The organism is Soonwooa purpurea, from assembly GCF_053891095.1.
In genome coordinates, this window is sequence record NZ_JBSSMA010000010.1 from 72,384 (window position 1) to 95,576 (window position 23,193).

Annotated in this window: 24 protein-coding genes; 7 read left to right on the top strand and 17 right to left on the bottom strand. The window is 35.5% G+C overall.

Features of this window, described 5'->3' with window-relative positions:
• Nucleotides 1-4 precede the first annotated feature (4 nt).
• The 5 genes from ACVFVN_RS10420 to ACVFVN_RS10440 all read right to left on the bottom strand — a co-directional run bounded on the left by ACVFVN_RS10420 (nucleotide 5) and on the right by ACVFVN_RS10440 (nucleotide 7,118).
• Complete coding sequence (locus tag ACVFVN_RS10420) at nucleotides 5-1,177, bottom strand: MFS transporter (protein WP_456235253.1); 1,173 nt, start codon at nucleotides 1,175-1,177, stop codon at nucleotides 5-7.
• A gap of 150 nt (nucleotides 1,178-1,327) precedes the next feature.
• Complete coding sequence (asnB, locus tag ACVFVN_RS10425) at nucleotides 1,328-2,989, bottom strand: asparagine synthase B (protein WP_456235202.1); 1,662 nt, start codon at nucleotides 2,987-2,989, stop codon at nucleotides 1,328-1,330.
• A gap of 425 nt (nucleotides 2,990-3,414) precedes the next feature.
• Nucleotides 3,415-5,034, bottom strand: coding sequence for an LIC_10190 family membrane protein (locus tag ACVFVN_RS10430; protein ID WP_456235203.1), 1,620 nt, complete (start codon nucleotides 5,032-5,034; stop codon nucleotides 3,415-3,417).
• Between the two features lie 55 nt (nucleotides 5,035-5,089).
• The gene (locus tag ACVFVN_RS10435) at nucleotides 5,090-5,653 is read right to left on the bottom strand and encodes a YMGG-like glycine zipper-containing protein (protein ID WP_456235204.1); all 564 of its coding nucleotides are present in this window, start codon (nucleotides 5,651-5,653) and stop codon (nucleotides 5,090-5,092) included.
• 178 nt (nucleotides 5,654-5,831) lie between these two features.
• Complete coding sequence (locus ACVFVN_RS10440; protein ID WP_456235205.1) at nucleotides 5,832-7,118, bottom strand: adenylosuccinate synthase; 1,287 nt, start codon at nucleotides 7,116-7,118, stop codon at nucleotides 5,832-5,834.
• A 165-nt stretch (nucleotides 7,119-7,283) separates the two neighbouring features.
• On the opposite strand from ACVFVN_RS10440, the gene ruvB reads away from it, so the two are divergent.
• The 3 genes from ruvB to coaE are packed head-to-tail and all read left to right on the top strand — an operon-like array spanning nucleotide 7,284 to nucleotide 9,810.
• On the top strand, nucleotides 7,284-8,306 hold the full coding sequence (gene ruvB / locus ACVFVN_RS10445) for a Holliday junction branch migration DNA helicase RuvB (RefSeq protein ID WP_165136479.1): 1,023 nt from the start codon (nucleotides 7,284-7,286) through the stop codon (nucleotides 8,304-8,306).
• A gap of 24 nt (nucleotides 8,307-8,330) precedes the next feature.
• Complete coding sequence (locus ACVFVN_RS10450; RefSeq protein ID WP_456235206.1) at nucleotides 8,331-9,197, top strand: MBL fold metallo-hydrolase; 867 nt, start codon at nucleotides 8,331-8,333, stop codon at nucleotides 9,195-9,197.
• A gap of 7 nt (nucleotides 9,198-9,204) precedes the next feature.
• Nucleotides 9,205-9,810 carry a dephospho-CoA kinase gene (gene coaE / locus ACVFVN_RS10455; RefSeq protein ID WP_456235207.1) on the top strand — a complete coding sequence of 202 codons (606 nt, stop codon included), beginning with the start codon at nucleotides 9,205-9,207 and terminating at the stop codon, nucleotides 9,808-9,810.
• Nucleotides 9,811-9,887: 77 nt separating this feature from the next.
• On the opposite strand, the gene ACVFVN_RS10460 is transcribed toward coaE, so the two are convergent.
• The 10 genes from ACVFVN_RS10460 to ACVFVN_RS10505 all read right to left on the bottom strand — a co-directional run bounded on the left by ACVFVN_RS10460 (nucleotide 9,888) and on the right by ACVFVN_RS10505 (nucleotide 18,044).
• Nucleotides 9,888-12,785, bottom strand: a complete 2,898-nt coding sequence (locus tag ACVFVN_RS10460) for a reprolysin-like metallopeptidase (protein ID WP_456235208.1) — start codon at nucleotides 12,783-12,785, stop codon at nucleotides 9,888-9,890.
• 122 nt (nucleotides 12,786-12,907) lie between these two features.
• A complete protein-coding gene (locus ACVFVN_RS10465) occupies nucleotides 12,908-13,165 on the bottom strand; it encodes a GlsB/YeaQ/YmgE family stress response membrane protein (RefSeq protein ID WP_456235209.1) in 258 nt (85 codons plus the stop codon).
• 54 nt (nucleotides 13,166-13,219) lie between these two features.
• Nucleotides 13,220-14,173, bottom strand: a complete 954-nt coding sequence (gene ftsY / locus ACVFVN_RS10470) for a signal recognition particle-docking protein FtsY (protein ID WP_456235210.1) — start codon at nucleotides 14,171-14,173, stop codon at nucleotides 13,220-13,222.
• Nucleotides 14,174-14,325: 152 nt separating this feature from the next.
• Nucleotides 14,326-14,478: a DUF4295 domain-containing protein gene (locus ACVFVN_RS10475; RefSeq protein WP_165136495.1), complete on the bottom strand. Its 153-nt coding sequence runs from the start codon at nucleotides 14,476-14,478 to the stop codon at nucleotides 14,326-14,328.
• 25 nt (nucleotides 14,479-14,503) lie between these two features.
• Nucleotides 14,504-14,686, bottom strand: a complete 183-nt coding sequence (rpmG, locus tag ACVFVN_RS10480; protein ID WP_079666092.1) for a 50S ribosomal protein L33 — start codon at nucleotides 14,684-14,686, stop codon at nucleotides 14,504-14,506.
• 9 nt (nucleotides 14,687-14,695) lie between these two features.
• Nucleotides 14,696-14,932 carry a 50S ribosomal protein L28 gene (gene rpmB / locus ACVFVN_RS10485; RefSeq protein ID WP_165136498.1) on the bottom strand — a complete coding sequence of 79 codons (237 nt, stop codon included), beginning with the start codon at nucleotides 14,930-14,932 and terminating at the stop codon, nucleotides 14,696-14,698.
• 138 nt (nucleotides 14,933-15,070) lie between these two features.
• Nucleotides 15,071-15,421: an arsenate reductase family protein gene (locus tag ACVFVN_RS10490; protein WP_165136501.1), complete on the bottom strand. Its 351-nt coding sequence runs from the start codon at nucleotides 15,419-15,421 to the stop codon at nucleotides 15,071-15,073.
• Nucleotides 15,422-15,514: 93 nt separating this feature from the next.
• Complete coding sequence (locus ACVFVN_RS10495; protein WP_165136504.1) at nucleotides 15,515-16,129, bottom strand: deoxynucleoside kinase; 615 nt, start codon at nucleotides 16,127-16,129, stop codon at nucleotides 15,515-15,517.
• Nucleotides 16,130-16,158: 29 nt separating this feature from the next.
• Complete coding sequence (locus ACVFVN_RS10500; protein ID WP_456235211.1) at nucleotides 16,159-16,941, bottom strand: hypothetical protein; 783 nt, start codon at nucleotides 16,939-16,941, stop codon at nucleotides 16,159-16,161.
• Nucleotides 16,942-17,021: 80 nt separating this feature from the next.
• On the bottom strand, nucleotides 17,022-18,044 hold the full coding sequence (locus ACVFVN_RS10505; protein WP_456235212.1) for a glutaminyl-peptide cyclotransferase: 1,023 nt from the start codon (nucleotides 18,042-18,044) through the stop codon (nucleotides 17,022-17,024).
• Between the two features lie 112 nt (nucleotides 18,045-18,156).
• On the opposite strand from ACVFVN_RS10505, the gene ACVFVN_RS10510 reads away from it, so the two are divergent.
• From ACVFVN_RS10510 to ACVFVN_RS10520, 3 genes are read left to right on the top strand one after another with little or no spacing between them, the layout of a single operon-like run.
• Nucleotides 18,157-18,657 (top strand): dihydrofolate reductase, encoded by a 501-nt coding sequence (locus ACVFVN_RS10510; protein ID WP_165136512.1) that lies wholly within the window; start codon nucleotides 18,157-18,159, stop codon nucleotides 18,655-18,657.
• A complete protein-coding gene (gene recR, locus ACVFVN_RS10515; RefSeq protein WP_456235213.1) occupies nucleotides 18,658-19,269 on the top strand; it encodes a recombination mediator RecR in 612 nt (203 codons plus the stop codon). It begins immediately after the preceding gene.
• A 2-nt stretch (nucleotides 19,270-19,271) separates the two neighbouring features.
• A complete protein-coding gene (locus ACVFVN_RS10520; RefSeq protein ID WP_456235214.1) occupies nucleotides 19,272-20,114 on the top strand; it encodes a glycosyltransferase family 2 protein in 843 nt (280 codons plus the stop codon).
• Here the strand turns inward: ACVFVN_RS10520 and ACVFVN_RS10525 are convergent.
• Nucleotides 20,098-20,625 carry a hypothetical protein gene (locus ACVFVN_RS10525; protein ID WP_456235215.1) on the bottom strand — a complete coding sequence of 176 codons (528 nt, stop codon included), beginning with the start codon at nucleotides 20,623-20,625 and terminating at the stop codon, nucleotides 20,098-20,100. The two genes, ACVFVN_RS10520 and ACVFVN_RS10525, sit on opposite strands and share 17 nt — an antisense overlap.
• 3 nt (nucleotides 20,626-20,628) lie before the next feature.
• Entirely contained in the window at nucleotides 20,629-21,972 is a 1,344-nt protein-coding gene (locus ACVFVN_RS10530; protein ID WP_456235216.1) for a PDZ domain-containing protein, read from the bottom strand.
• Nucleotides 21,973-22,213: 241 nt separating this feature from the next.
• Here ACVFVN_RS10530 and ACVFVN_RS10535 point away from each other — a divergent pair, with 241 nt between their 5' ends.
• Nucleotides 22,214-23,056, top strand: coding sequence for an energy transducer TonB (locus tag ACVFVN_RS10535; RefSeq protein ID WP_456235217.1), 843 nt, complete (start codon nucleotides 22,214-22,216; stop codon nucleotides 23,054-23,056).
• The last annotated feature ends 137 nt before the right edge of the window (nucleotides 23,057-23,193 follow it).

The window sequence follows — 23,193 nt, forward strand, 5'->3', positions numbered from 1 at the left end:
GAGCTTAATACTCGGTTTTTTTATTTTTTAACATCAAATTACAAGTCCAATACAAGCCTATGGCGGCAATGGTCAAGATAATCCCAGAGCCAATCCATAATGTATTAAAACCTAAATCGCTAGCAACATTGGTTCCTAAAATCGGTGTTATTATAAACGAAAACGAAAACGCCATACCGTTCAGTCCCATGTAAGCGCCTTTGTTGCCACCTTGTGATCGCATTGCTGTAAGGGTCGACATAAAAGGTAATGCCAGAATTTCGCCAACACTTAATATCGTCATTGATAGTAATAATGTTAAAATATGATGGTCAAAAGCCAAAAGTGTGTACGAAAGTCCACAAGCAAAAGCGCCTAGAAATAATGTCTGCGCAATAGTCCAATGTTTTTCAGCAAAGTTGACGATGAGCATTTCTAAAACAACAATGATAAAACCGCTGTATCCCAAAACATAGCCAATTGTCGTTTGGTCAAGATGTGCAACTTCTTTATAAAAAATCGGAATGGTATTGAAAAATTGGAAAAAACAAACCGAAAAAATCATACATAAAAGACAAAACAAAATAAATTGAAAGTCTTTATAAGGCGATTTTCCTTTGGCTATATTTAAATTTTTCTGTTTGTTCTGTTTTTGTTTTGCTTGGAAAATTTTGTTTCGTTTTCTGAAAAATACCACATACATCACACCAGCAACCAAAGCAGCAACAGCATTAACACCAAATAAAAAATTGTAGGATATTGCGGACAAAATTCCACCAAGCGCTGGCCCAATGGAGAAACCAAGGTTAATAGCCATTCTGTTCAACGAGAAGGCACGTGTTATATTTTGAGGTTTTGCATATTTGGTTATCGCTACAGAATTGGCTGGACGAAAGGATTCGCTGATAATGCTCTGTATTAAAATTATTGTCATCATCCCTTCCAGACTTAGGAAATAAGGAATTAGTAAAAATAAAGGCACACTCAAAAACAAACTAATGCTTTGTACGCGGTATTCCCCAACTTTATCCGTTAGAAAACCGCCAATCCATGAGCCAATTACGGAGCCAATGCCATAAAACATCAGTACAAGTCCTGCTTCTTTTAGTCCAAAATGTAATTTGTCGGTCATGTAAACGCCCAAAAATGGTAAAACCATAGAGCCAGATCTGTTGATTAACATTACAATCGACAGCATCCAAGCTTCTTTGGATAAACCTTTGAAGGAATCTGCATATATTCTGAAAAGCCCCAAATTTTAAATTTTCAGCAAAGTTAAGCTTTCTGTCTTGGAACCAAATGGAAAGCGACCTCATTTTGAAGTCGCTTTTTAAAAATTTGTTAATCTTTAGTAAGCGGTTTCATGGACTTTCACAGCACGTCCGCTTGGGTCATTCATTTTTTTGAAAGCTTCATCCCATTCCAAAGCTATTGGTGTAGAGCAAGCGACCGATGGTACCGAGGGGACACAAGAAGCAGCGCTGTCACTTGGGAAATGTTCTTCAAAAATACTTCTGTAACGGTATTCTTCTTTACTCATTGGTGTGTTGATCGGGAAGCGGTATTTCGCTTGCGTCATCATTTCATCTGTAACTGTTTCCTCTGCGATTTGCTTTAAACTATCAATCCAAGAATAACCGACGCCGTCGCTGAACTGTTCTTTCTGGCGCCAAGCAACGCTTTCTGGTAAAAGATCTTCGAAGGCTTTACGAAGAACCCATTTTTCCATTCGTTCTGGTGTAATCATTTTGTCTTTTGGATTAATACGCATTGCAACATCCATGAATTCTTTATCCAAAAACGGAACGCGCCCTTCGATGCCCCAAGCCATTAACGATTTGTTGGCGCGAAGACAATCATAAAGATGAAGTTTGCTGAGTTTTCGAACGTTTTCTTCATGGAAAGCTTGTGCTGATGGTGCTTTGTGAAAATAGAGATAACCACCAAACAATTCGTCGGAGCCTTCACCAGAAAGAACCATTTTTATTCCCATAGATTTTATAGCCCGAGCCAAAAGATACATTGGTGTGGAGGCTCGGATGGTGGTGACGTCGTAAGTTTCTAAGTGATAAATAACATCGCGAATTGCATCAAGGCCTTCTTGGACTGTATATTTTACTTCGTGATGCACAGATCCAATATGATCCGCAACTTTCCGAGCTGCAACTAGATCCGGAGAAGTTTCTAAACCAACGGCAAAGCTGTGTAAACGCGGATACCATGCTTCTTGTGTATCGTCACTTTCTACACGTTGACGCGCAAACTTTGCAGTAACCGCTGCAATAATACTAGAATCCAAACCGCCAGATAACAATACGCCATAAGGAACATCACTCATTAGCTGACGATGTACAGCATCTTCCAAAGATTTTCTAATCGCAGAAATATCCGTCGGATTATCTTTGACATTATCAAAGTTTTCCCAATCGCGTTGATACCATTGTTGCGGTGTGTGACCTTCGGGACTATAGATGAGGTGTCCTGGAGGAAACTCCTCTATTCGGTTGCAAAAGCCTTGCAAAGCTTTCAGTTCGGAAGCAATATAATAATTACCCTGTTTGTCCCAAGCTTGATAGAGAGGGATAATTCCCATGTGGTCGCGACTAATAAGGTATTCGTTTTTGTCAATGTCGTAGATTGCAAAAGCAAAAATACCATTTAGTTTTTCAATGAAATCTTTTCCATATTGCTGAAAAAGAGCTAAAATAACTTCGCAGTCTGACTTGGTTTGAAAATCGTAATCGGAAAACTCAGTTTTCAGTTCTTGATGGTTGTAGATTTCACCATTTACGGCCAGTACAAATTTACCGTCTTTTGAAAATAAAGGTTGTTTACCAGAGGTAGGGTCAACTATGGCTAATCTTTCATGAGAGAAAATTATTTTTTCATTTTGAAAAATACCCGACCAGTCTGGACCACGATGTCTGATTTTTTTTGACATTTCTAAAATCTGTGGGCGTAGAAGCTCCGTTTTTTGTTTTGCATCAAACAAACATACAATTCCGCACATTTTGTTAATTTTTTTTATTTGATTAATAAATATGCTTCAAAATTATAATTACTATTTATTTTTTACAATAAAAGATTAAGTTTGATTAAAATATGGCGCATAATATTTTTGTTTTGATTAAAAATTTTCTTTTTCTAAGTGGTTTTTAAGACTGGTATTAGTATATTTTTTAAATGCGGTGTATTTGGTTTTTATTTGAAATTAAAAAAAAATCAAAAAAATTGGTGAATTTTAAAAATAAAGTTTATATTCGCTAACGGTTAGGATAAGGAGAATCTCAATTCAAATTTCTTAACATGGATCAATAGATTAAGAGTTGCAAAATTTTTAATTTAGGATCTCAATAATTTTTTTCATCATTTGTGTTTTTGCCTCCGCTTCGTGCGGAGGTTTTTTGTTTCAAAAAAGCCGATGAATAGATCATTTTAAGGATAAGTTTCATTGATAATCTGCTGCAAGTCTTGCAGTTCTTTTGGGCTAAGTTTTTTCCAAATAAAACCAGATTTCAAATCTTGAGTCGTTTTTTGAGGAAAGATGCCTGCTTTTTTATAATCGTTAAGATAATCAGGAGAAATCGCGGGAAGTGGGGTGTCAAAACTGAAAGGATAGTTTTTAACTACATTGAATTTCAGATTTCCGATTTGATAGGTTTTGTATTGATTTAATTCAAAATAAGCGGGACGCAAAAGTTGAAATTTTTCCCAAGCCATCATAGTTGCTCCTAATTTGAAACTTGGAATTGATGTTTGTAAACTTTTCGGAAAAATTAGTCCCCAAAAAATAATGACAGACATTCCCGTAAAGGCAACTTTTGCAAAAGAATACCAGGTTTTTGAAAATACGATGATCCCAAGGACCAGAAAAACATCTAAAAATAATCGATATTGAGCGGAGAAAATTAGGATTAAGATACTTTTTAAAAAAATGCTGAGTGTTAAAATTGACAGTATTTTTCTCTTTTTTATAAAGGCTAAAATTAGCAGCGAAATTAAACTTAAGAGAAAGGCTTTGTTGATAAATCCTTTGATGCCGTCAAGGTTTAACCAATTGACAATGTAGTCCCAAGTTGTGAAATTCTTAATAGATTCATAAGAGTATTGAAGGTCGTAACTCAATTCTAAACTTGTCTGTCGCGAGTCTTCCAATAAAAATGAATTGGGTTGCCACGGCAGACCCAAATCTGGAAAACCAATTGGAAAAAATGGATGTCCAAAAGCCCAAATATTTTTAATTGTATATAAGATTAAGAAACAGAAACCAGGTAATAATGTAGTAATTCGGTTTCTTTTGACAACCCAAAAATAGAGAAACACAAATATTAACAACCAGAAAGATGTTGGTTTTATACTCATTGCAAAACTCGCTAATAGGAATAAAAAAGTAGCGTTTCTTGAATGGCCAAACGTGTCTTTAATAATGATGAATGCAAAAATCAAAATCGGTAAATCTGGACTGGGCGATTGTGCAAATAAGAAAAAAATGGGAGCGAATATTAGCCCATTCCAAAATCTGGTTTCAAAAATGTAAATGATAAAAACAATTATTAAAAATGTGTTAATCCTAAGAGAAGTATCGACAAATGTTGAAAAACCAGATTGAAAAATATGCCAGGTCGAATATTGTCCCAAAAGCATATCGAGATTAGAAATTCCTTTGATAATTCCAAATTCTTTTAGCCAGCTAATTGTTGGTATATAGTAGCCAAAATGATCCAAGATAAAAGGATAAAAACTGCCTGCTAATAAGGTCGTGGCGATGCAGAAATAGAAAAATCGCGATTGTCGCCTAAAAAAGTATATTAACTTTTTATAGATTTTAAAATAAATAAAACTTCCTAAACCCAACAGACAAAATATAATTTCGATAATGAAATTAATAGGAACGAAAAATGCTAAAAATGTCCAGATTCCTGTTGTTATGCTGATTCCTAATAAGATATTTGTGCTTATTCGCTCTTCATGAAAAGCTACAAAATGCTGATATAATTTTCCTAAACCAGAAATAATAATAAGCAATAGCGCAATTGTTAATACAAGATATAGCATAAAAAAAGATTGCCTAAAAATAAACAATCTTTTCATAAAAATATATAACTAACTACTACTTCTTTTGTACTCTTCCTGATTTTCGATCTTCGGATCGTCCGATGGTGTAGCCTGTTGCGCCACCAACAACACCACCTAAGACTGCGCCAAGACCAGGATTTTTCTTAGAGATAATTGCACCAGCCGCCGCGCCACCAACTGTACCAATAATGGTACCTTTTGCAGCCGAGCTCATCCCTTTTTTCTGTGTGTTGGCTGCTGTTCCTGATGAAGAAGATGCGCCAGAGTTGGAGTTCCCTGTACTTGCATATCCTGTATTGTTGTTTGCAGAAGATGAGGACGAACTTCTATGTTTTTTAGTTCTTGTTGCTTTGGGAGCTGTATTTTGTGTAGCTACTTTTTTGTCTTCAGCAGCTTTGACAATGCTATCTTTCATTTTTGTTTTTTCAAACTCCATTTTTTCTTTTTCGATAGCTAATTTTTGTTTTTCAATGTCCAATTGTCTAACCTGATATTCTATCTTTTGTTGTTCTAAGGATTTCTCTACTTGCTTGTCTTCTTTTTTACATGAAACAATCAACATTAATGATGCAAATCCACTTAAAAATACCTTTTTCATAACAATCTTCTTTAGCATTATTTCTTTATGATGATTATAACGAAATAATTTTGTTTATCGTCTGCATAAGGACAATTATAATTCCAAAACGAATAAAAGGATTGTTAAAAATCTTAAATTTTATTAATTAAAAAGAAAAAGCTTCGAAGATATTCGAAGCTTTTTTGAGAGTTTTATTTTAGAATAATTCTTTTCTAATAATGTTTTGGGAACGTTCTGGCCCAACTGAAACCAAATAAACACTAATGCCTAAATAATTTTCGATGAACTCAATATATTTTTTTGCATTTGTAGGAAGTTCATCATAGGATCTTGCCTTAGTAATGTCTTCTTCCCAACCTTCTAGCTCTTGATAAATTGGTTCATAATTATAAAGTTTGGTCGTAGAAGATGTGAAATAATCAATAATTTTTCCGTCTTCAGTTTTATAATGCGTTGCAATTTTTAGCTTCCCGATATTAGATAAGACATCCAATTTTGTAATGACAAGATTGTTGATGCCGTTAATCATACAAGCGTGTTTTAAAGAAACTAAATCTAGCCAACCTGTTCTGCGAGGTCGTCCTGTAGTTGCTCCAAACTCGCCACCTATCTGTCTAATGTTTTCACCCAATTCGTTTTCAAGCTCCGTTGGGAAGGGGCCATTTCCGACTCTAGTTGTATAGGCTTTCGCAACACCAATCAAATTTTGCAAAGCTGTTGGGGGAACACCTGCACCAGTACAAACGCCACCGGTAGAAGGCGAAGATGAGGTTACATAAGGATAAGTACCAAAGTCGATATCAAGCATTAAGGCTTGTGCTCCTTCGAACAAAATATTCTTATTGTCGCGGATCGCTTCATTGATTTCTAGTTCTGTATCAACAATTCTATCCTTTAGACGTTCTCCTAAAGCTAAAAATTCATTATAAATTTCTTCAACATCTAATGTTGGTTTTTCGAAATATTTTTCAAAAATTGAATTTTTGATTTTTAAATTTTTCTCAATTTTTTCACGAAGAACACTTGGATTGAGAAGGTCAATCATGCGTATTCCTACTCTTGCAATTTTGTCCTCGTAGCAAGGTCCAATTCCTTTTTTTGTTGTGCCGATTTGTGTGCCACCATTTTCTTCTTCACGATAAGTGTCCAAAAGAATATGGTAGGGCATAATCACGTGTGCGCGACGGCTAATAAAGACATGATCTGTTTTTAGACCCTTAGACTCGATGGTTTCAATTTCTTTGATAAAAGCCTTTGGGTTCACCACAACACCATTAGCGATGATGCATTTTCCTTTGCATTGTAATACCCCAGAAGGCAAAAGATGAAGCACGAATTTTTCGTCGCCCACATACACTGTATGTCCAGCGTTATCGCCACCTTGGAAACGAACAACATAGTCGGATTTTGCTGATAGAACGTCGGTAATTTTACCTTTTCCCTCGTCTCCGTATTGGAGTCCAACAACTACGTAAGTTGACATATATTTTTACTTTTTTATTAGATTTCTACAAATTTACTTTTAATTCAGTGCTTTACAAAATTATATTTAAGCTAATTTTTAATTTATTTTTTAATAGTTAGTCGCTTCATTTTTTTTCCCACGAGAAAATCTTACCTTTGAGTATCAACATAAATATTTTATAAAATGCCGGAGTTTCTTCATCCCGATAAAGACAATTATTCGCCTGAAGAGTTGATGAGTGAGGAACAAATTCGTCCCCAGTCGTTTCAAGATTTCGCGGGACAACGCAAGACTTTAGAGAATCTAGAAGTCTTTGTCGCAGCTGCCAAAAATAGAGCTGCTGCGTTGGATCATGTATTATTACATGGACCGCCAGGACTTGGGAAAACAACATTGGCTCATATTATCGCAAACGAATTGGGGGTGGGATGCAAAATAACATCTGGACCAGTTCTTGACAAACCAGGAAGTTTGGCAGGATTGCTCACCAATCTGGAGGAGAACGATGTTCTTTTCATTGACGAAATCCACCGTTTGTCACCCATTGTGGAAGAATATCTGTACTCTGCGATGGAAGATTTTAAAATCGATATTATGCTAGAAACAGGGCCTAATGCGAGAAGTGTACAGATAGGACTTAATCCCTTTACCTTGGTTGGAGCAACCACAAGATCGGGGATGTTGACCAAGCCTTTGTTGGCGCGATTTGGTATTCAGTCACGTTTAGAATATTATAATATCGAATTGCTGTCAAGCATTATTATACGAAGTGCGCGGGTCTTAGGAATTAAAATTTATGAAGATGCGGCTATCGAAATAGCACGACGTAGCCGAGGAACACCAAGAATTGCGAATGCCTTGTTGCGACGTGTTCGTGATTTTGCAGAAGTGAAAGGCAATGGCGAAATAGAAATTAAGATTACAAAATATGCTTTAAATTCTCTAAATGTAGATGAATTTGGACTTGATGAAATGGATAACAAAATGTTGCTGACAATGATTCAGAATTTTAAAGGAAAACCAGTTGGCATAAGTGCTTTAGCGACATCTATTGGCGAAAATCCCGAAACTTTGGAAGAAGTCTATGAGCCCTATTTAATTCAGGAAGGATTTATTATTCGCACGCCGCGCGGTCGGGAAGTAACGGACAAGGCTTATCAACATCTTAATTTAACAAAGCTAAAAAGTCCAGGCGAATTATTTTAAATTTATATTAAAGACAAAATATATATGAAGTTATATCCTATACAATGTGGAAAATTTAAGCTAGATGGCGGCGCAATGTTCGGTGTCGTCCCGAAGACGATTTGGAATAAAACCAATCCTGCTGACGACAATAATTTAATAGAATTAGGAACACGGTCCTTACTAATCGAAGATGGGAAAAAACTTATCCTTGTCGATTGCGGGTTAGGTAACAAACAAGATGATAAATTCTTTGGACATTACTCACTTTGGGGTGATGATAGTTTGGATAAAAACCTTTCTAAATATGGATTTGTAAAAGAAGATATTACAGATGTGTTTTTGACACACCTTCATTTTGACCATTGTGGTGGCGCTATCGAATGGAATGATGACAGAACAGGCTATCGTCCAGCTTTCAAAAATGCACAATTTTGGACCAACAATAATCATTGGGATTGGGCGGTTAATCCTAATCCGCGTGAAAAAGCCAGTTTTTTGAAAGAAAATATATTGCCAATTCAGGAGAGTGGTCAGCTTAATTTTTTGCCATTGCCAGCAACTGGAAATTATGGCTTTGCACCAGATTTGAAAATGGATGTCATTTTCGTAGATGGTCACACCGAAAAACAAATGCTACCAGTTATACAATATCAAGAAAAGACGATTGTTTTTGCCGCAGATCTTATTCCAACTGTAGGACATATCCCTTTGGTTTACGTCATGGGTTATGACACGCGACCTTTATTAACAATTGCCGAAAAAGAAAAGTTCTTAAAACAATGCGTTGACAACGAGTATCTTTTATTTTTTGAACACGATGCGCATAACGAATTAGCCAGTCTTAAAATGACAGAAAAAGGAGTTCGACTGGATCAAACTTATTCTTTTAACGAAGTGTTTGGGTATTAAATTTTAAATGATGGAAGAGAAGAGGAAAGCTAAATTGATTGGCATTACAGGCGGAATTGGCTCTGGAAAATCCAGCGTTGCGAGAATGATCCAGGAGCGTGGCTATCCCGTTTTTTACTCGGATGATAGAGCGAAAAATATCGTGAATGAAGATTTGATTTTAATGCAAAATATTAAAAATCTTCTTGGAGAAAAATCTTATCAAGATGGCGAGTATAATCGTAAATATGTAGCAGATTTGGTGTTTAATGATAGCAAACTTTTAGAACAACTCAATCATCTTATTCATCCTGCAGTGGCTTTGGATTTTGAAAATTGGACAAATGCTCAGGATTCTGAATTTATATTTAAAGAAACAGCTTTGCTTTTTGAGTTAGGATTAAATAAAGACTGTTTTAAAAGTCTTTTGGTGACAGCTGATGATAATACAAGAATTAAACGTGTGATGGATCGTGATGGGAAAACTTATCGCGAAGTCGAGAAAGTTATTGAGAAACAAATGTCCGAACGCGAGAAAATAAAAAAAGCCGATTTTGTCATTTATAACAATTCAGATTTTGACGATTTGGCGATTGCAACAAACGAATTTTTGGAAAAATTAATATCAGTTTAGTTTTTAATGATCTAAGTAGTAAAATAAAAGCCCCTCCAAAATGGAAGGGCTTTCTTATTGATTTTAACTAATTGATCTTAGTTTTTAATGAATTTAGTATTTGATTTTTGACCATTAGATTCAACGCTGATGATGTAGACGCCTTTCTCTAATTTAGAAACCTGTACTTTTCCGTCTGTAGAACCGTTAGCGACCATTTGACCAGCCATATTATGGATTTGGTAAGTTGATTTAGCCGCGATATTATTGATTGTTATAACATCTGAAGCAGGATTAGGATATACTTGTAATCCATTTTTAGTGTTGCTAACATCAGATACAGCGAGTGTTCCAATATTCAATGTATAATCTTCCACTTGGCCATAGCTAGATGAGCCACAAGGTGTTGCATTTGGACCTATAGAAGAATCGTGTAGACGAACTCTCATTCTGGTAAGGCCAGATGATGCTGTTGTTGGGATTGTAATTTGACCTGTCCAAGGTGATTTTTTCTTAGCCGAAATAAAGACTTGTTCTCCTGCATCGTCAAAATCTCCATCTTTGTTAAAGTCTATCCAAACAATTACTTGGTCAGAGTCGTATGACGTTGTTGCTGTTGCAGTAAAGGTGTAAGCTTCGCCTTTCTCTACATTACCAATAGTTGAGGTAAAGTCTTCGTAACCATTTGATGATGTTGATGATTTATCAATATCTGCAAAAGTAACTTTTCCAATTTTCTCATAACTTGCGTTAGCAGAAGTTGCAGCACAATATTCGATGCCTTTCGTTGAGAAATTCATGTTTGCAAAAGCGCCAACCGTACCAGAGCATACCGCTGCTACACTTACGTTGTATTCTGTGCTAAGTGTAAGGTTTGTGAAGTTGTAAGAATTACTTGTTAAACCATTAACTTCTGTATAAGTAGCATCTGATGCTTTTTTGTATTTTAAATTATATGTTGCGCCAGCGATAGGATCCCATGCTGCTGTCGCTGTTGTTTGGGTGATTGCTGTTGCATTTAATCCTGCAGGCGCAGTTCCGTCGCAAGTTACCATTGTAGAAACAGTAGCGGTCGATATTGCATAGAATACATTATCTATTGCTGAAACTCTAAGTTTAATACTTTGATTAACTGCTAAACTAGATAAACTAACATCCGCAGTACCTGTGTTGGGTGTTGAAGCAAGAAGCGTTGTCCATGTGTCGCCATTGTCTGCAGTGTAATCAATTTTTACATTAGCTACATTATAAGGCGCTGTATTAGTGTTAACAACATCCCAAAGGATTGGGGTAGGCGCATTGTTATATACTTTTGTAGTGTTTACTTTGAAAGGCCCATCACCACCAACTACAATCTTTTGAGCACCATATTGAGTTTGTTGTTGTGTAATATCAGGATGGTTATCTCTAACGGTCACACGGAAATTCATTGTTCTGGCGACGTTCGATACCGATTCCCATTCGCTTTGGCTACCCAAATTTCCTGCAAGTACCATTGATTGTTTAGGGAAATAACGCGTTGGGCTAGATGTTCCTTGAAATGAACGGAATTTTGGACCAGTAGTATTATTTCCAGTAACATTGGTGACTGCCGAAGTAGCACTGTCGTATTGTTCCCAAGTGTAAGTTAGTGGATTGTTTTCTGCATCCGTTGCTGAAGCGGTAAGGACAAAAGCGGTTCCTTTAGGAATTGTTTTGTCCGCCATTGCTACAACTGCTGGAGGATTATTGGAAATAGGCGTGTTAACATCACAAGATTGCGTGTTAACATAATCTTGTACTTGTTGAATACTTACAGCATGGAAATAAGGATCAGAGTGTTGTTGTACGTTTGCACTTGTAATCCCAGCGTATCCCATAATCGTTGAGCCAGAACCAGGCTCCATGTGGGCAATACTACCAGCATGAATACCATGTGCGAAAGTATGCCATGCACCAAACTGATGCCCCATTTCGTGTGCTACATAATCGATGTCAAAATTATCTCCTGCTGGTGCTCCAGATCCAGGTGAGGTATAAGCAGATCCTTTTGAAGAGTTATCACTCGGTCCTCCTGCATCACGACAAACATTACCGATATCTCCTGCGGAACCACCACCGCCGGATCTACCAAAAAGATGTCCAATGTCGTAGGCTGCATTTCCAATAACACTGGTTAAAGTTTTTTGGATTTCGTTATTCCAAGCTCCTGACGCTCCAGATGAGGCAGGAGAATAGGGGTCTGTATTAGGATCAGTATATATTAATTGGGGGAAATCTTGCAAATTAAGATGGATTGCAAAATCTTTTTCAAAAACACCATTTACCCGGGTCATCGTCGCATTCATCGCTGTAAGCGCTTGTGAAACGCCACCGAAGTATTGCGTATATTCACCAGTTACAGATAATGCTAGTCTATACGTACGGTATTTTTTGTCGCTATTCTTTTGGAAATCGTTAGGACGATTACTGAAATCTGAATTTAAAGCTAATTTTGCTAGCTCTTCTTTGGATTGTATGGTTTCGCTAACATGACATTCAAAGGCTTTTTCTGTAGAGTTTTTTTCTGTTTTAGGGAAAACGGCATATACTGTTTTTGCTTTGTTTTGAGGCTCAATAAATTCGTATTTACCTTCTTTGAAAATCATAGATTGGAAATCATCAGGCGCTGTACTGAATCTTACAAACTTGCTAGGATCATCAACACCAACCCCCGTATAAGAGCCCAATTGGTATTTGTCGGCTAATGATTTTACGACTACAGGAAGACTGTAAACTGCAAATTTTTCTATTTTTCCATCTAGAGTGGGTAAGGATACAATAACTGGTTTCGCTCCCTTGCCCATTTCCTGAGCACTTTTAAGTTGAGAACGTAAAGCATCTAAATCTAAAGAATAATGTGTTGTAGCATTAATCTCTGGCCGAAGTTTTTCACCTTGCATAGAAGTTGGATTCCACTGTGCCATTGCTGTAGAGAATAATCCGCAGGCTAATACACTTGTAAAGATTTTCTTCATAAAATTTGATTTGAGTGTTGATTATACGAATGTAGTAAATATTATTTAATGTAATAGTGATTTTATTAAATAAAAAAAGCGTTTAGAAACTCTAAACGCTTTTTTATTCAATGAATATAAACTTACTTTTTTGTTGTTAACTTGCTATAAATAAATAACAAAAGAACTGCACCTACAATGGAAAATACCCAATTTGAAAAGCTCCAAAAACTATCTGGTTTTGAAAAACCAATAACTCCAGCGATAAATCCGCCTAATAAACTTCCCAAGATACCAATTATAATAGTGATAATCCATCCAGCAGGATCTGCTCCTGGTCTTAACATTTTAGCGATAGCTCCGGCAATTAGCCCAAAAATTATCCAACCTAGCCAACTCATAATTTAATTTTTTAGTGTTAATATTTTGTGATTGTGAATTTTGTAAAGAAAAGTCTATTTCTTTTTGAAAAATGAGTCAACAAATTCCATACCATTGAATAATTGTAAGTCTTCCATCTTTTCTCCAACCCCAATATATTTTACAGGAATTTGGAATTGATCAGATATGCCAATAACAACACCGCCTTTCGCCGTGCCATCTAGCTTGGTGATTGCTAGAGCATTGACTTCTGTAGCGGCTGTAAATTGTTTAGCTTGTTCAAAAGCATTTTGACCTGTTGAGCCATCCAATACTAATAAGACTTCATGAGGAGCGTCTGGAATGACCTTTTGCATAACACGTTTAATCTTAGAAAGTTCGTTCATTAAGTTGACTTTGTTGTGCAATCTTCCAGCGGTGTCGATAATCACAACGTCTGCATTTTGAGAAATCGCCGATTGTACCGTGTCAAAAGCTACAGAAGCGGGATCGGATCCCATGGATTGTTTTACGATAGGTACGCCAACGCGCTCGCTCCAAATGACCAACTGATCAACTGCGGCTGCGCGGAAAGTGTCTGCTGCGCCAAGAACAACCTTTAAACCTTGAGATTTGAACTGGTGTGCCAATTTTCCGATAGTGGTTGTTTTTCCAACACCATTAACACCAACAACCATGATGACATAAGGTTTTTTAGAACCGTCAATATTGTCTGTTGCTGCATGTGGATTGTCTAGTAATAATGCTGAAATCTCTTCACGAAGAATTTTATCAAGCTCAGAAACATTGACGTATTTGTCACGTGCAACGCGATCTTCAATTCTTTTGATAACTTTTATGGTTGTCTCTGCACCAACGTCGGAAGCGATAAGGACTTCTTCTAGGTCATCGAGAACTTCGTCATCTACTGTATTTTTACCAACAACTGCACGAGAAATTTTATCGAAGAATCCTTCTCTTGATTTTTCCAGACCTTTGTCTAGGCTTTCTTTTTCTTCTTTTTTAAATATTTTTTTGAACCAACTCATTTTTGAAAATTGCAAGTTTGAAATGTGTGATTTTTTATACTAACAATCGGTAAAAGCTTCTTGTTAATTTTAAAAATCTATTCATCAAAGATAATAAAAAAAACTACCCAAAAATTGAGTAGTTATTTTATACAATTACAAACAATTGATAATTATTTTTTCAAATAAGATTCTACATCGTCTGCATTCATTACTTTTTCTTCGAAAACGTAAGCTCCAGTTTTAGGAGATTTTACCATTTTCACAACTTTAGTCATCTTTTTTGATGAACCATCTTTAAGTGTTGCTACTACTTTCTTTGCCATTTTAAAATATCTTTAATGGATTAGATTACTTGATTTCTTTGTGTAGAGTGTACTTCTTAAGAACTGGGTTAAATTTTTTAAGCTCCAATCTTTCAGTAGTGTTCTTTTTGTTTTTGGTAGTGATGTATCTAGACATACCAGCCATACCTGTTTCTTTGTGCTCTGTGCACTCTAGAATTACTTGAACTCTGTTACCTTTTTTTGCCATTGCTTAAAATTATTTAATTAATCCGTTTCTTACAGCTCTTTCAATAGCCTCTTCGATTCCAATCTTGTTGATAACTCTTAATCCGTGAGCAGAAACTTTCAATGTTACATGTTTGTCTTGCTCAGGAAGATAAAATTTCTTCTCTAATAAGTTAATCTCAAAACGTCTTTTCGTTTTGTTGTTTGCGTGAGAAACGTGGTTTCCTACCATTGCACGCTTACCTGTTATTTGGCAAATTCTTGACATATCTCGATGTTCTTTTTACTATATGATATTTGAGGTTGCAAAATAACGAATTATTTTTTGCATTGACAAATCTTTTTAAAAATAATTGGAATATTCTAGATTAATTTTTTGTCGGATTTTGCCAAATGACTTTTGTTATTAGTTTTCAACAAAATATTTAACATTGTCTAGCGGTGTTCCCAACATGACAACCTCGCCTTTTATAAGGATGGGGCCTTCTATTAAATCGGGTGTGTTGTGAAGAATTTCAAATATATTATCATCCGAAAGTGTTTCGATTTTGCTGCCCAATTTTTCTTTCCATTTGTTAATTCGGTCAACGAAATAATCTGGTTTCAGATTAAGTTTTTTAATTAAAGTTTTTAACTCAGGAACCGAAAGCGGATTTGTAATTACGTCAACGAGTTGGAATTTGATATTGTGCTCATCTAGGTATTCTAAAATTGCACGCGATTTCGCACAATGGCTATTGTATATTACCTTTATCATGGCGAAGGTTTTTTTGGATTTGATTTTTTTTAAAAAGCAGTCAATCTTAATTTTTGGCAGTTAGCCATATCCTTCCATGAGCCGATATTTCCTCTAGAACAAACCGTTCAGTTCGCCATCTATTCTTTCCAGAATATAACCAAAATCCTCAGGTTTTTCTACGAAATCAAGTTTGTCAACTTCGATAACGAGGAGTTTTCCTTCTTTGTAATTAGAAATCCAACTGTCGTATTTTTGATTAAGTTTTGATAAGTAATCGATACTAATACTCGTTTCGTATTCGCGACCTCTTTTTGCAATTTGGCGCACGAGCGTAGGAATCTCGGCTTTGAGATAAATTAGCAAATCTGGTGCCGAAACAAAATCTTTCATCAAATTAAAAACCGAAAGATAATTGTTGTGATCGCGCTCCGAAAGGAGATTCATTTCTGCTAAATTTTCCGCAAAAATGTGGGCATCTTCATAGATCGTTCGGTCTTGGATAACACTTTTTCCGCTATCACGAATTTCTTTTACTTGACGGAATCTGCTTCCTAAAAAATAGATTTGCAACGCAAAAGACCATTTTGACATATCACCGTAAAAGTCGTCCAGATAGGGATTGTGATCGACATCTTCGAATTGTGCTTCCCACTCATAATGTTTAGAAAGCATTCTTGTTAAAGTTGTTTTTCCGGCACCAATATTTCCAGTTACAGCAATATGCATGATTTTATTTTGTTCTAAATTGTTGATTGTTAGGGGTGAGCGTTTTTTGACTCAGGTTGGTAAAGATATAGCTTGTTTTGACTGCGAACCAAAAATCCAGACTGATTTTTATCCACAATTTGTGAGTCGCCGCCGAAGTTAAATTTTTTAAGGTTTTGCTTATTGGAAAATTCCAACATTTCAGTTTTGGAAAATATTAGAATTCTGTCGTTTTCCCGTTTAAGAAATCTTGGATTATGGAGGTTGGTTTTAAATAAAATGTCACCGCGAAAGTTGAGGACTTCAAAATTATTTTTTTTAAGAAGATAAACTTTGTTTTCGTAAACCAAAAAGTCGATAATGTCTTCCATGTTGATGTGATATGGGAAGCTGTTGATGGTTTTGCCTGTTCTATAGTTGTACTGGATTAGTTTTTTTGTGCTGTCGTCCAAGAGCCAAAGCGTCTGCAAATCTTCAACAAAAGCACTTTTTATAAATCCAAAATTCTGTGGTAGATTAATATTTTGGATGTCGTTAAGATTGGCGTCGCTAAGTTTTATTTCTTGGGTATTTCCGGAGAAAAAAACAATATTCAGCGGATTGTTAATCGCTTGCATTCGGAAAGGTCTTGGCAACATCTGCTGCGCGATTTGCTTGCCAGACGAATTGTATTTTGTAAGGCTTAGATTGTCTTGTTGATAAAGATAGATATTGTCATAATCATCAAAATAAATAGTGATGCTAGATTTGATTTTGGTGCTGTCGAGTTTAATTTCCTTTTGACCAAAGCACCAAATATTTAATGCGCAAAAAAAGAAAATAAGAAATTTCATTCCGATGATTTAATTTTTCAAAAATAAATAAAAAAGTCCAAGCAATTGCTCAGACTTTATAGTGTTATGGAAGATGAAGTTTATTTAATTTTAACTTCATAGATTTTTGACCAATTTTTTCCTGTCACGAGCATGTTATCTCCTTTGAAAGCGATGCCATTAAGAACGTCGTCTGTACCAGTCGTGTTTTCTTTAGCAATATTTGTAAAATCAAACTTGCCAACAACTTCTCCGTTTTTTGGATTTATTTTTAAAATAATAGGACGCATCCAAACATTGGCGTAGATGTAGCCATTGTGGTATTCTAGTTCATTAAGTTTATCGAAAGTTTCGGTGCTTCCAGCAACCGCAATTTCTCGAACGATTTTGGAAGTGTCTTTAGGGTTTATGAAATAGATGCTTTTCGTCCCGTCTGATAATATTAAATCTTGTCCGTCATAAGTTAATCCCCATCCTTCTCCGATTTCGTTGGGATATGGAAATTCTGAAATTAGTTTTAAGCTTGCTTTGTCATAAATAAAACCTTTTTTGTTTTTCCATGACAACTGATAGATTTTGTCTCCAATAATGGTGCTTCCTTCAGAAAAAACATCGGCAGGTTGCGGTGTTGCAGCGATAGGTGTTGTAGTGCCAAGATTGTATTTGAGTATTTGAGAAGATCCATGTTGACCATCGCTTTCATAGATGGTATTGCCTTCTAGTTGAAAACCTTGTACGAAGTTTTTAGGATCGTGTGGATATTCTGCAACGATGTCGTAGGCAATATTGGTTTCGGGATTTTTGGCGTATACGTTAATGGTTGCGTCTTGTGTTAGAATATCGCCACTTTTCTTTTTTATAGTAAAAGTTACAGCGTTATCACCAAGTGTGAAATACTTCGGGTCAATATTTAGACTATTTGTTTCTTTGTCGCCAAAATTGATAGAAATGCTTTCTGCATTGTCAAGAACTTCTTGAGGGATGTTTAGTTTGTCACCAAAATGATAGCCTTTGCTCTCCATAGAAATATTGTAATCATTAAGGCTATTTAGGATTTCCTTGTCCTTGTTACATGATACCAACGTCATTAAAGCTACTGCGGACAAGATAATGTATTTTTTCATATTCAATAGAATGTTTTAAAAACCAAAATTACAAAAATTATAAAACTAACTTGGATAAATTTTTTTTAATACTATATATGATGTAATTTTGTCAAATAAGCAATTTTTCAGCATGATAAGTATTGTTGTGGCTATGGGGAAGAATAATGCCATAGGAAAAGAGAATCAGTTGTTGTGGCATCTTCCAGAAGATCTTAAACATTTTAAAAATTTGACATCAGGACATCCAATTATTATGGGAAGAAAAACCTATGAAAGTATTGGTCGGGCATTGCCGAACCGTACAAATATTGTGGTGAGTCGCAAGGATAATTGGTTTGAAGAGGGTATATTAATTGTACCTTCGCTGAAAGAAGCTATTAAACATTCCAAAAAAATTAGTGATCAGGTTTTTATAATCGGAGGAGGAACTATCTACGAGCAAACAATAGATTTGGTGGATAAATTAGAAGTGACAATTGTCGATGGCGAGATGGGTGCTGATACTTTTTTTCCTAAAATAAATCCGAAAGTTTGGATTGAAGTTAATAGAGAATGTCATCACAAAGATGAGAAAAATGCTTACGATTATTGTTTTGTAACCTACGAAAGAAAAGAAAACATAGCCAAGTAAATGGATTACCCGAGTAAGGTTTTGGCAAAAGCTGTTGATGAAATTTCTGGACTTCCTGGTATTGGGAAAAAGTCTGCATTGCGCCTAGCTTTACATCTTTTGAAACAGCCAAGTTCTCAAGCAATTGCTTTGGGAGCTGCAATTCAGAATTTGGTAACAGAAATCAAATATTGTAAACAATGTCATAATTTTTCTGATCGGGATATTTGCGAAATTTGTGCAGATTCTAGGAGGAATACCGAAGTGCTTTGCGTGGTGGAAGATGTTCGCGATGTCATGGCGATTGAAAATACTTCTAAATTTAATGGAAAATACCTTGTGCTCGGAGGAAAGATTTCGCCGATGGAAGGTGTTGGTCCAGCACAATTGCATATCGATAGCATTCAGAAAAAGTTGGAAGCTGGCGAGGTTAAAGAATTGATTTTTGCTCTCAGTGCAACCATGGAAGGCGACACCACGGCTTATTACATTTATAAAAAATTCAAATCCTTTAATGTTGAGTTTTCGAGCATTGCACGCGGTATTTCGGTAGGCGATGAGTTGGAATATGCGGACGAAATCTCCTTAGGAAGATCAATTATTAATCGATTACCATACAACGAAAAGCTTTAAAAATGACCAAGATAAGTGTTGTAATTGTTCATTATAATGTAGCGGATTTACTGCGTAATTGCATTTTGTCAATCAATCAGTTTTTTAAAGACGTTGATTACGAAATTCTTGTGGTTGATAATTGGTCCCCAAATGACGATTGGAAAAAGCTTATCGAAGAATTTACTCAAGTTAAGTTTATCGCTTCAGAAAAAAATCATGGCTTTTCTATCGCCAATAATATAGGTGTGGAAAAGGCTAAAGGCGAATATGTTTTAATTCTAAATCCAGATACGGAGATTGAAGGTTTTTATATCAAAGAGCTTTTGGATTTTGCTGATTCTGAGCCGAAATTTGGATGTCTTGGCGTTCGCATGCATGATAAAAATGGAGAATTTTTGCCAGAGAGTAAACGTTCGGTTCCTGATATGTGGAACTCTTTCGAAAAACTATTTACGCCATTTTCAAAAAAATCTAAAGCCAAAACTTATTACCGTAACGATATCGGCGAGTGTGATATTGCAAAATGTGATGTTTTTACAGGCGCATTTTTGTTAGTGAAAAAAAAAGTTTATCAAGAAGTTGGCGGTTTTGATGAAGCTTATTTCATGTACGGCGAAGACATCGATTTGTGTTACACAATTGCGCAGCATGGTTATCAAAACTATTATTACGGGAAATGTTCAATCCTACATTACAAGGGCGAAAGTACGATGAAGGACGAAGTTTATCTTCAGCGTTTTTATGGTGCAATGCAGATTTTTGTTGAGAAATATTATAAGAAGCAAAAACCCTTGCAATATTTTGTTCTTAATTTAGGTTTAAAATTAAGACATTTTTATGCCAAATCTAAACTTCCGAATTAGATTGAAATTCATACGGAAAAGTCGATTCTTCCGCGAATTTTCTTAATTTTCCCATTTCCTCTTTGGAAAGTCTTTGCCCGATTTGCCCGCTAAGATAGGTTCCTAGTAATAAGGTTAAGCATATAAAAGATGCCGCTAGAGCTAACGGGAAATCGTTGGATTTAATTTGTTTTTCGACATAAAATATGGTGAAAAATGTCATCCATAAAATCGAAAATATAAAATACAAAAACATGAAAAATGTCCATACTGCGGAGCTGGGGCCAAAAATTCCGCGGATAACTGTTTCGCCATTTTCAATTTCTGTTCTTAGCGCCAAGTTGGGTTTCCAGTAATTTCGGTTGCTGTTGTTTACCATGATAATCGATACTTCGCGATTGATGCTTCCAATGAAATCTTCGCTATTTTCGAGTAAGTATTTTTTTAAGTTTTGCGCATATTCTTCTGGCGTTAAGCTTGTTTTTAGCTTAAAGCGGGGACGCGTTCTTATGCTGGTTAATGTGTCTTCCATTTGTTATTGTTCTTCGTAAGGGATTGGGTCTTTTAAAATTAAATTATAAATAAGTGATATGCCGTTGCGTTCGATATGTATTTGTAAAGTTTTTCCTTCTTGAGATTTTAAAATCTGATTAATTTTTGATAAAGTCATATCGGAGGTTTTTCGATTATTAATTTTTATCAGGACGTCTCCTTTTTTTAAGCCAATCTTTTGTGCTTCAGAATCTTTTCTAGTTCCCGCTACGATAAATTTTGGTTTTAAAGAAAATTTATACTGAAAATCCGTGGTGTTGTAAATGATATTTTGTGATTCTTGAGTTTCTAAGTCTTTTGCTTTTGTTTCTACTTTTACAAGATCTTTTTCCCAGCTAAGACCATCTTGCTTAACCTCGAGGCCGCTCATGTCAAATATGAAAGGCTCGTTGTAGTATTTATTCTTTTTAAAATAAATTTTTTTATTAGGATAATCAAATAACATATTGAAGCGTCGGAAAATTTCTGCTCCGATAGAGCCTTTTCGATTCGGGACCAACTGCAAATGGCTTATGGATGCAGCATCGGGCATGGCAACCAATGGTGTTATGAATTGGAATTTCCCAAAATATAAACCGTGTATGCGGCTGCGCTTTCCATAAATATCACCGTTGAAACCTGCACCAAGATAATCATCTATATTGGGGCGATTGTAGTTGAATCCCAGAATTAAACTCGGGAAAAGCCAAATAGAATCCGAATTTCCAGAATCTAAAAGCATTTTTGAAGTTTTTTTTTCGTTCGTCATCTCGATATCAGCCTGCATATAAGGTTTGTTTTGTTCGATGCTTACATCAAAAGCTTGGTGCTTGCGTGTTCTTCTGCTGGCTTTCTGTTGGCTTTGATAAATAATGATTCTCTCACGAACATAATCGATTTCGATAGGATGGTTTTTGAAAAAATGATAGCCAATAATTCCATTAATAGGAACGCCTAAAGATGTTGAGATGTTGAAAGATTCATCTAAAATAATGTACAAATTATGTGTTTTGTCAATCATTTTATTGTCAATTGAAAACGTGTTATTAATGGACTTTAGAGCTTCAATATCAATATTATCGCCAAGTCCAGAGAATTTTAATTTCTCAACATGATTAAAATTAACTTCTTTGTCGGCTAGGCTGAAAAGAATGGTTTCCGAAACGCCAGTGTCTAGTAAAAAATCAAGACTTACATTGTTAACGATAATGGGAATCACAACTAAATTATTGACGCTCTTGAACTTTAATTCAACTTTATCGGCTTTTGGGTTTACAAATTGAAATCCTTCTTGTGGATAAACAAAAATGGATAAGCCAATTAATATGAAGGTTAGGAAAAGTTTCATAGATTGAAATTAATAATTAATTATGAGAAAATTTATATTTAATTTAATAATATTCGTTTTTGATTTAAAAATGATTAATTGGATTTGTTTTGGGTAAATTATGAACTGAATTGTTAAATTTTAAATTTTATGTTAATTGTGTTGATAAATGGTATTCATTTTGTTAAAGTCGTAAATGATAATAGATATTATTGAAGAGTAGGTTTATTTTTGATGAATACTAACTATTAATTTTTATGAAATGGAAAATTTATTAAAGGAACTTCGAAAAAGAAGTTTAGGATTAGACGAAGTGGTTTTCGAACACCGCAACAAAGCTTATGGCGCTTACCAATTGAGGCATGACTATGGAAGCAATCTTTCTAAAGCGATGTTTGTTGGGATTGGTTTGTTTGTAAGTGTTGCTGCTCTTCCTTTTATTATCAATGCTTTTAAGGCTGATCAGGTTGTTGTAGATGTGTTTCCTACAACTGGATCTTTTATTTTAGATGATGTTGAAACACCAGATGTGCCAATGCCACCACCAGCTTCCGTCCCTCAGCAACAACAAGTGAAAACTGTGGAATTTGTAATGCCAACACCGACAAGAGCGCCCAAGATTCAGAAAACTGTACCAACAGCAACTGAAATCGAAACAACCACAATCGGTACTACAACTACCGACGGGCCTGTTTCTCCTAATGTGTATATTCCGATAGCGCCACCAAATATTGGTACGGGAGATGTTCCTGCGCCACCAATTGTCCAGCCTGCAATTCCTGTGAAAAATCCAGATGCGATTCTGGACAAAGTAGATGTTGAAGCTAGTTTTAAAGGAGGTGTCGAAGCTTTTAGAAGAATTGTTGGCGAACGATTTGATACTTCTGTTCTGGACCAAAGTGGGACAATCTCAGCCATTGTGACTTTTGTTGTTGAAAAAGATGGTCGTATTTCTAATGTAAAAGCAAAAGGTAAGGATGCTGATTTTAATAGAGAAGCTGAAAGAACCATAAAAGATATAAAAACCAAATGGACGCCGGCTAAGCTAGAAGGTCAGGTTGTAAGATCTTATTTTAGAATTCCAATATCTATGAGAGTAGAATAAAAGTCTCTTTTTTAATTATTTAAATATTTATCCACATTGATTTCAAAATGTGGATAATTTTTTTCATATCTATGTTGTTGAAATTTAGTTGATTAGGCTTTACGCAAACATCCCTGTGGAAATGACATTTTAAAAAA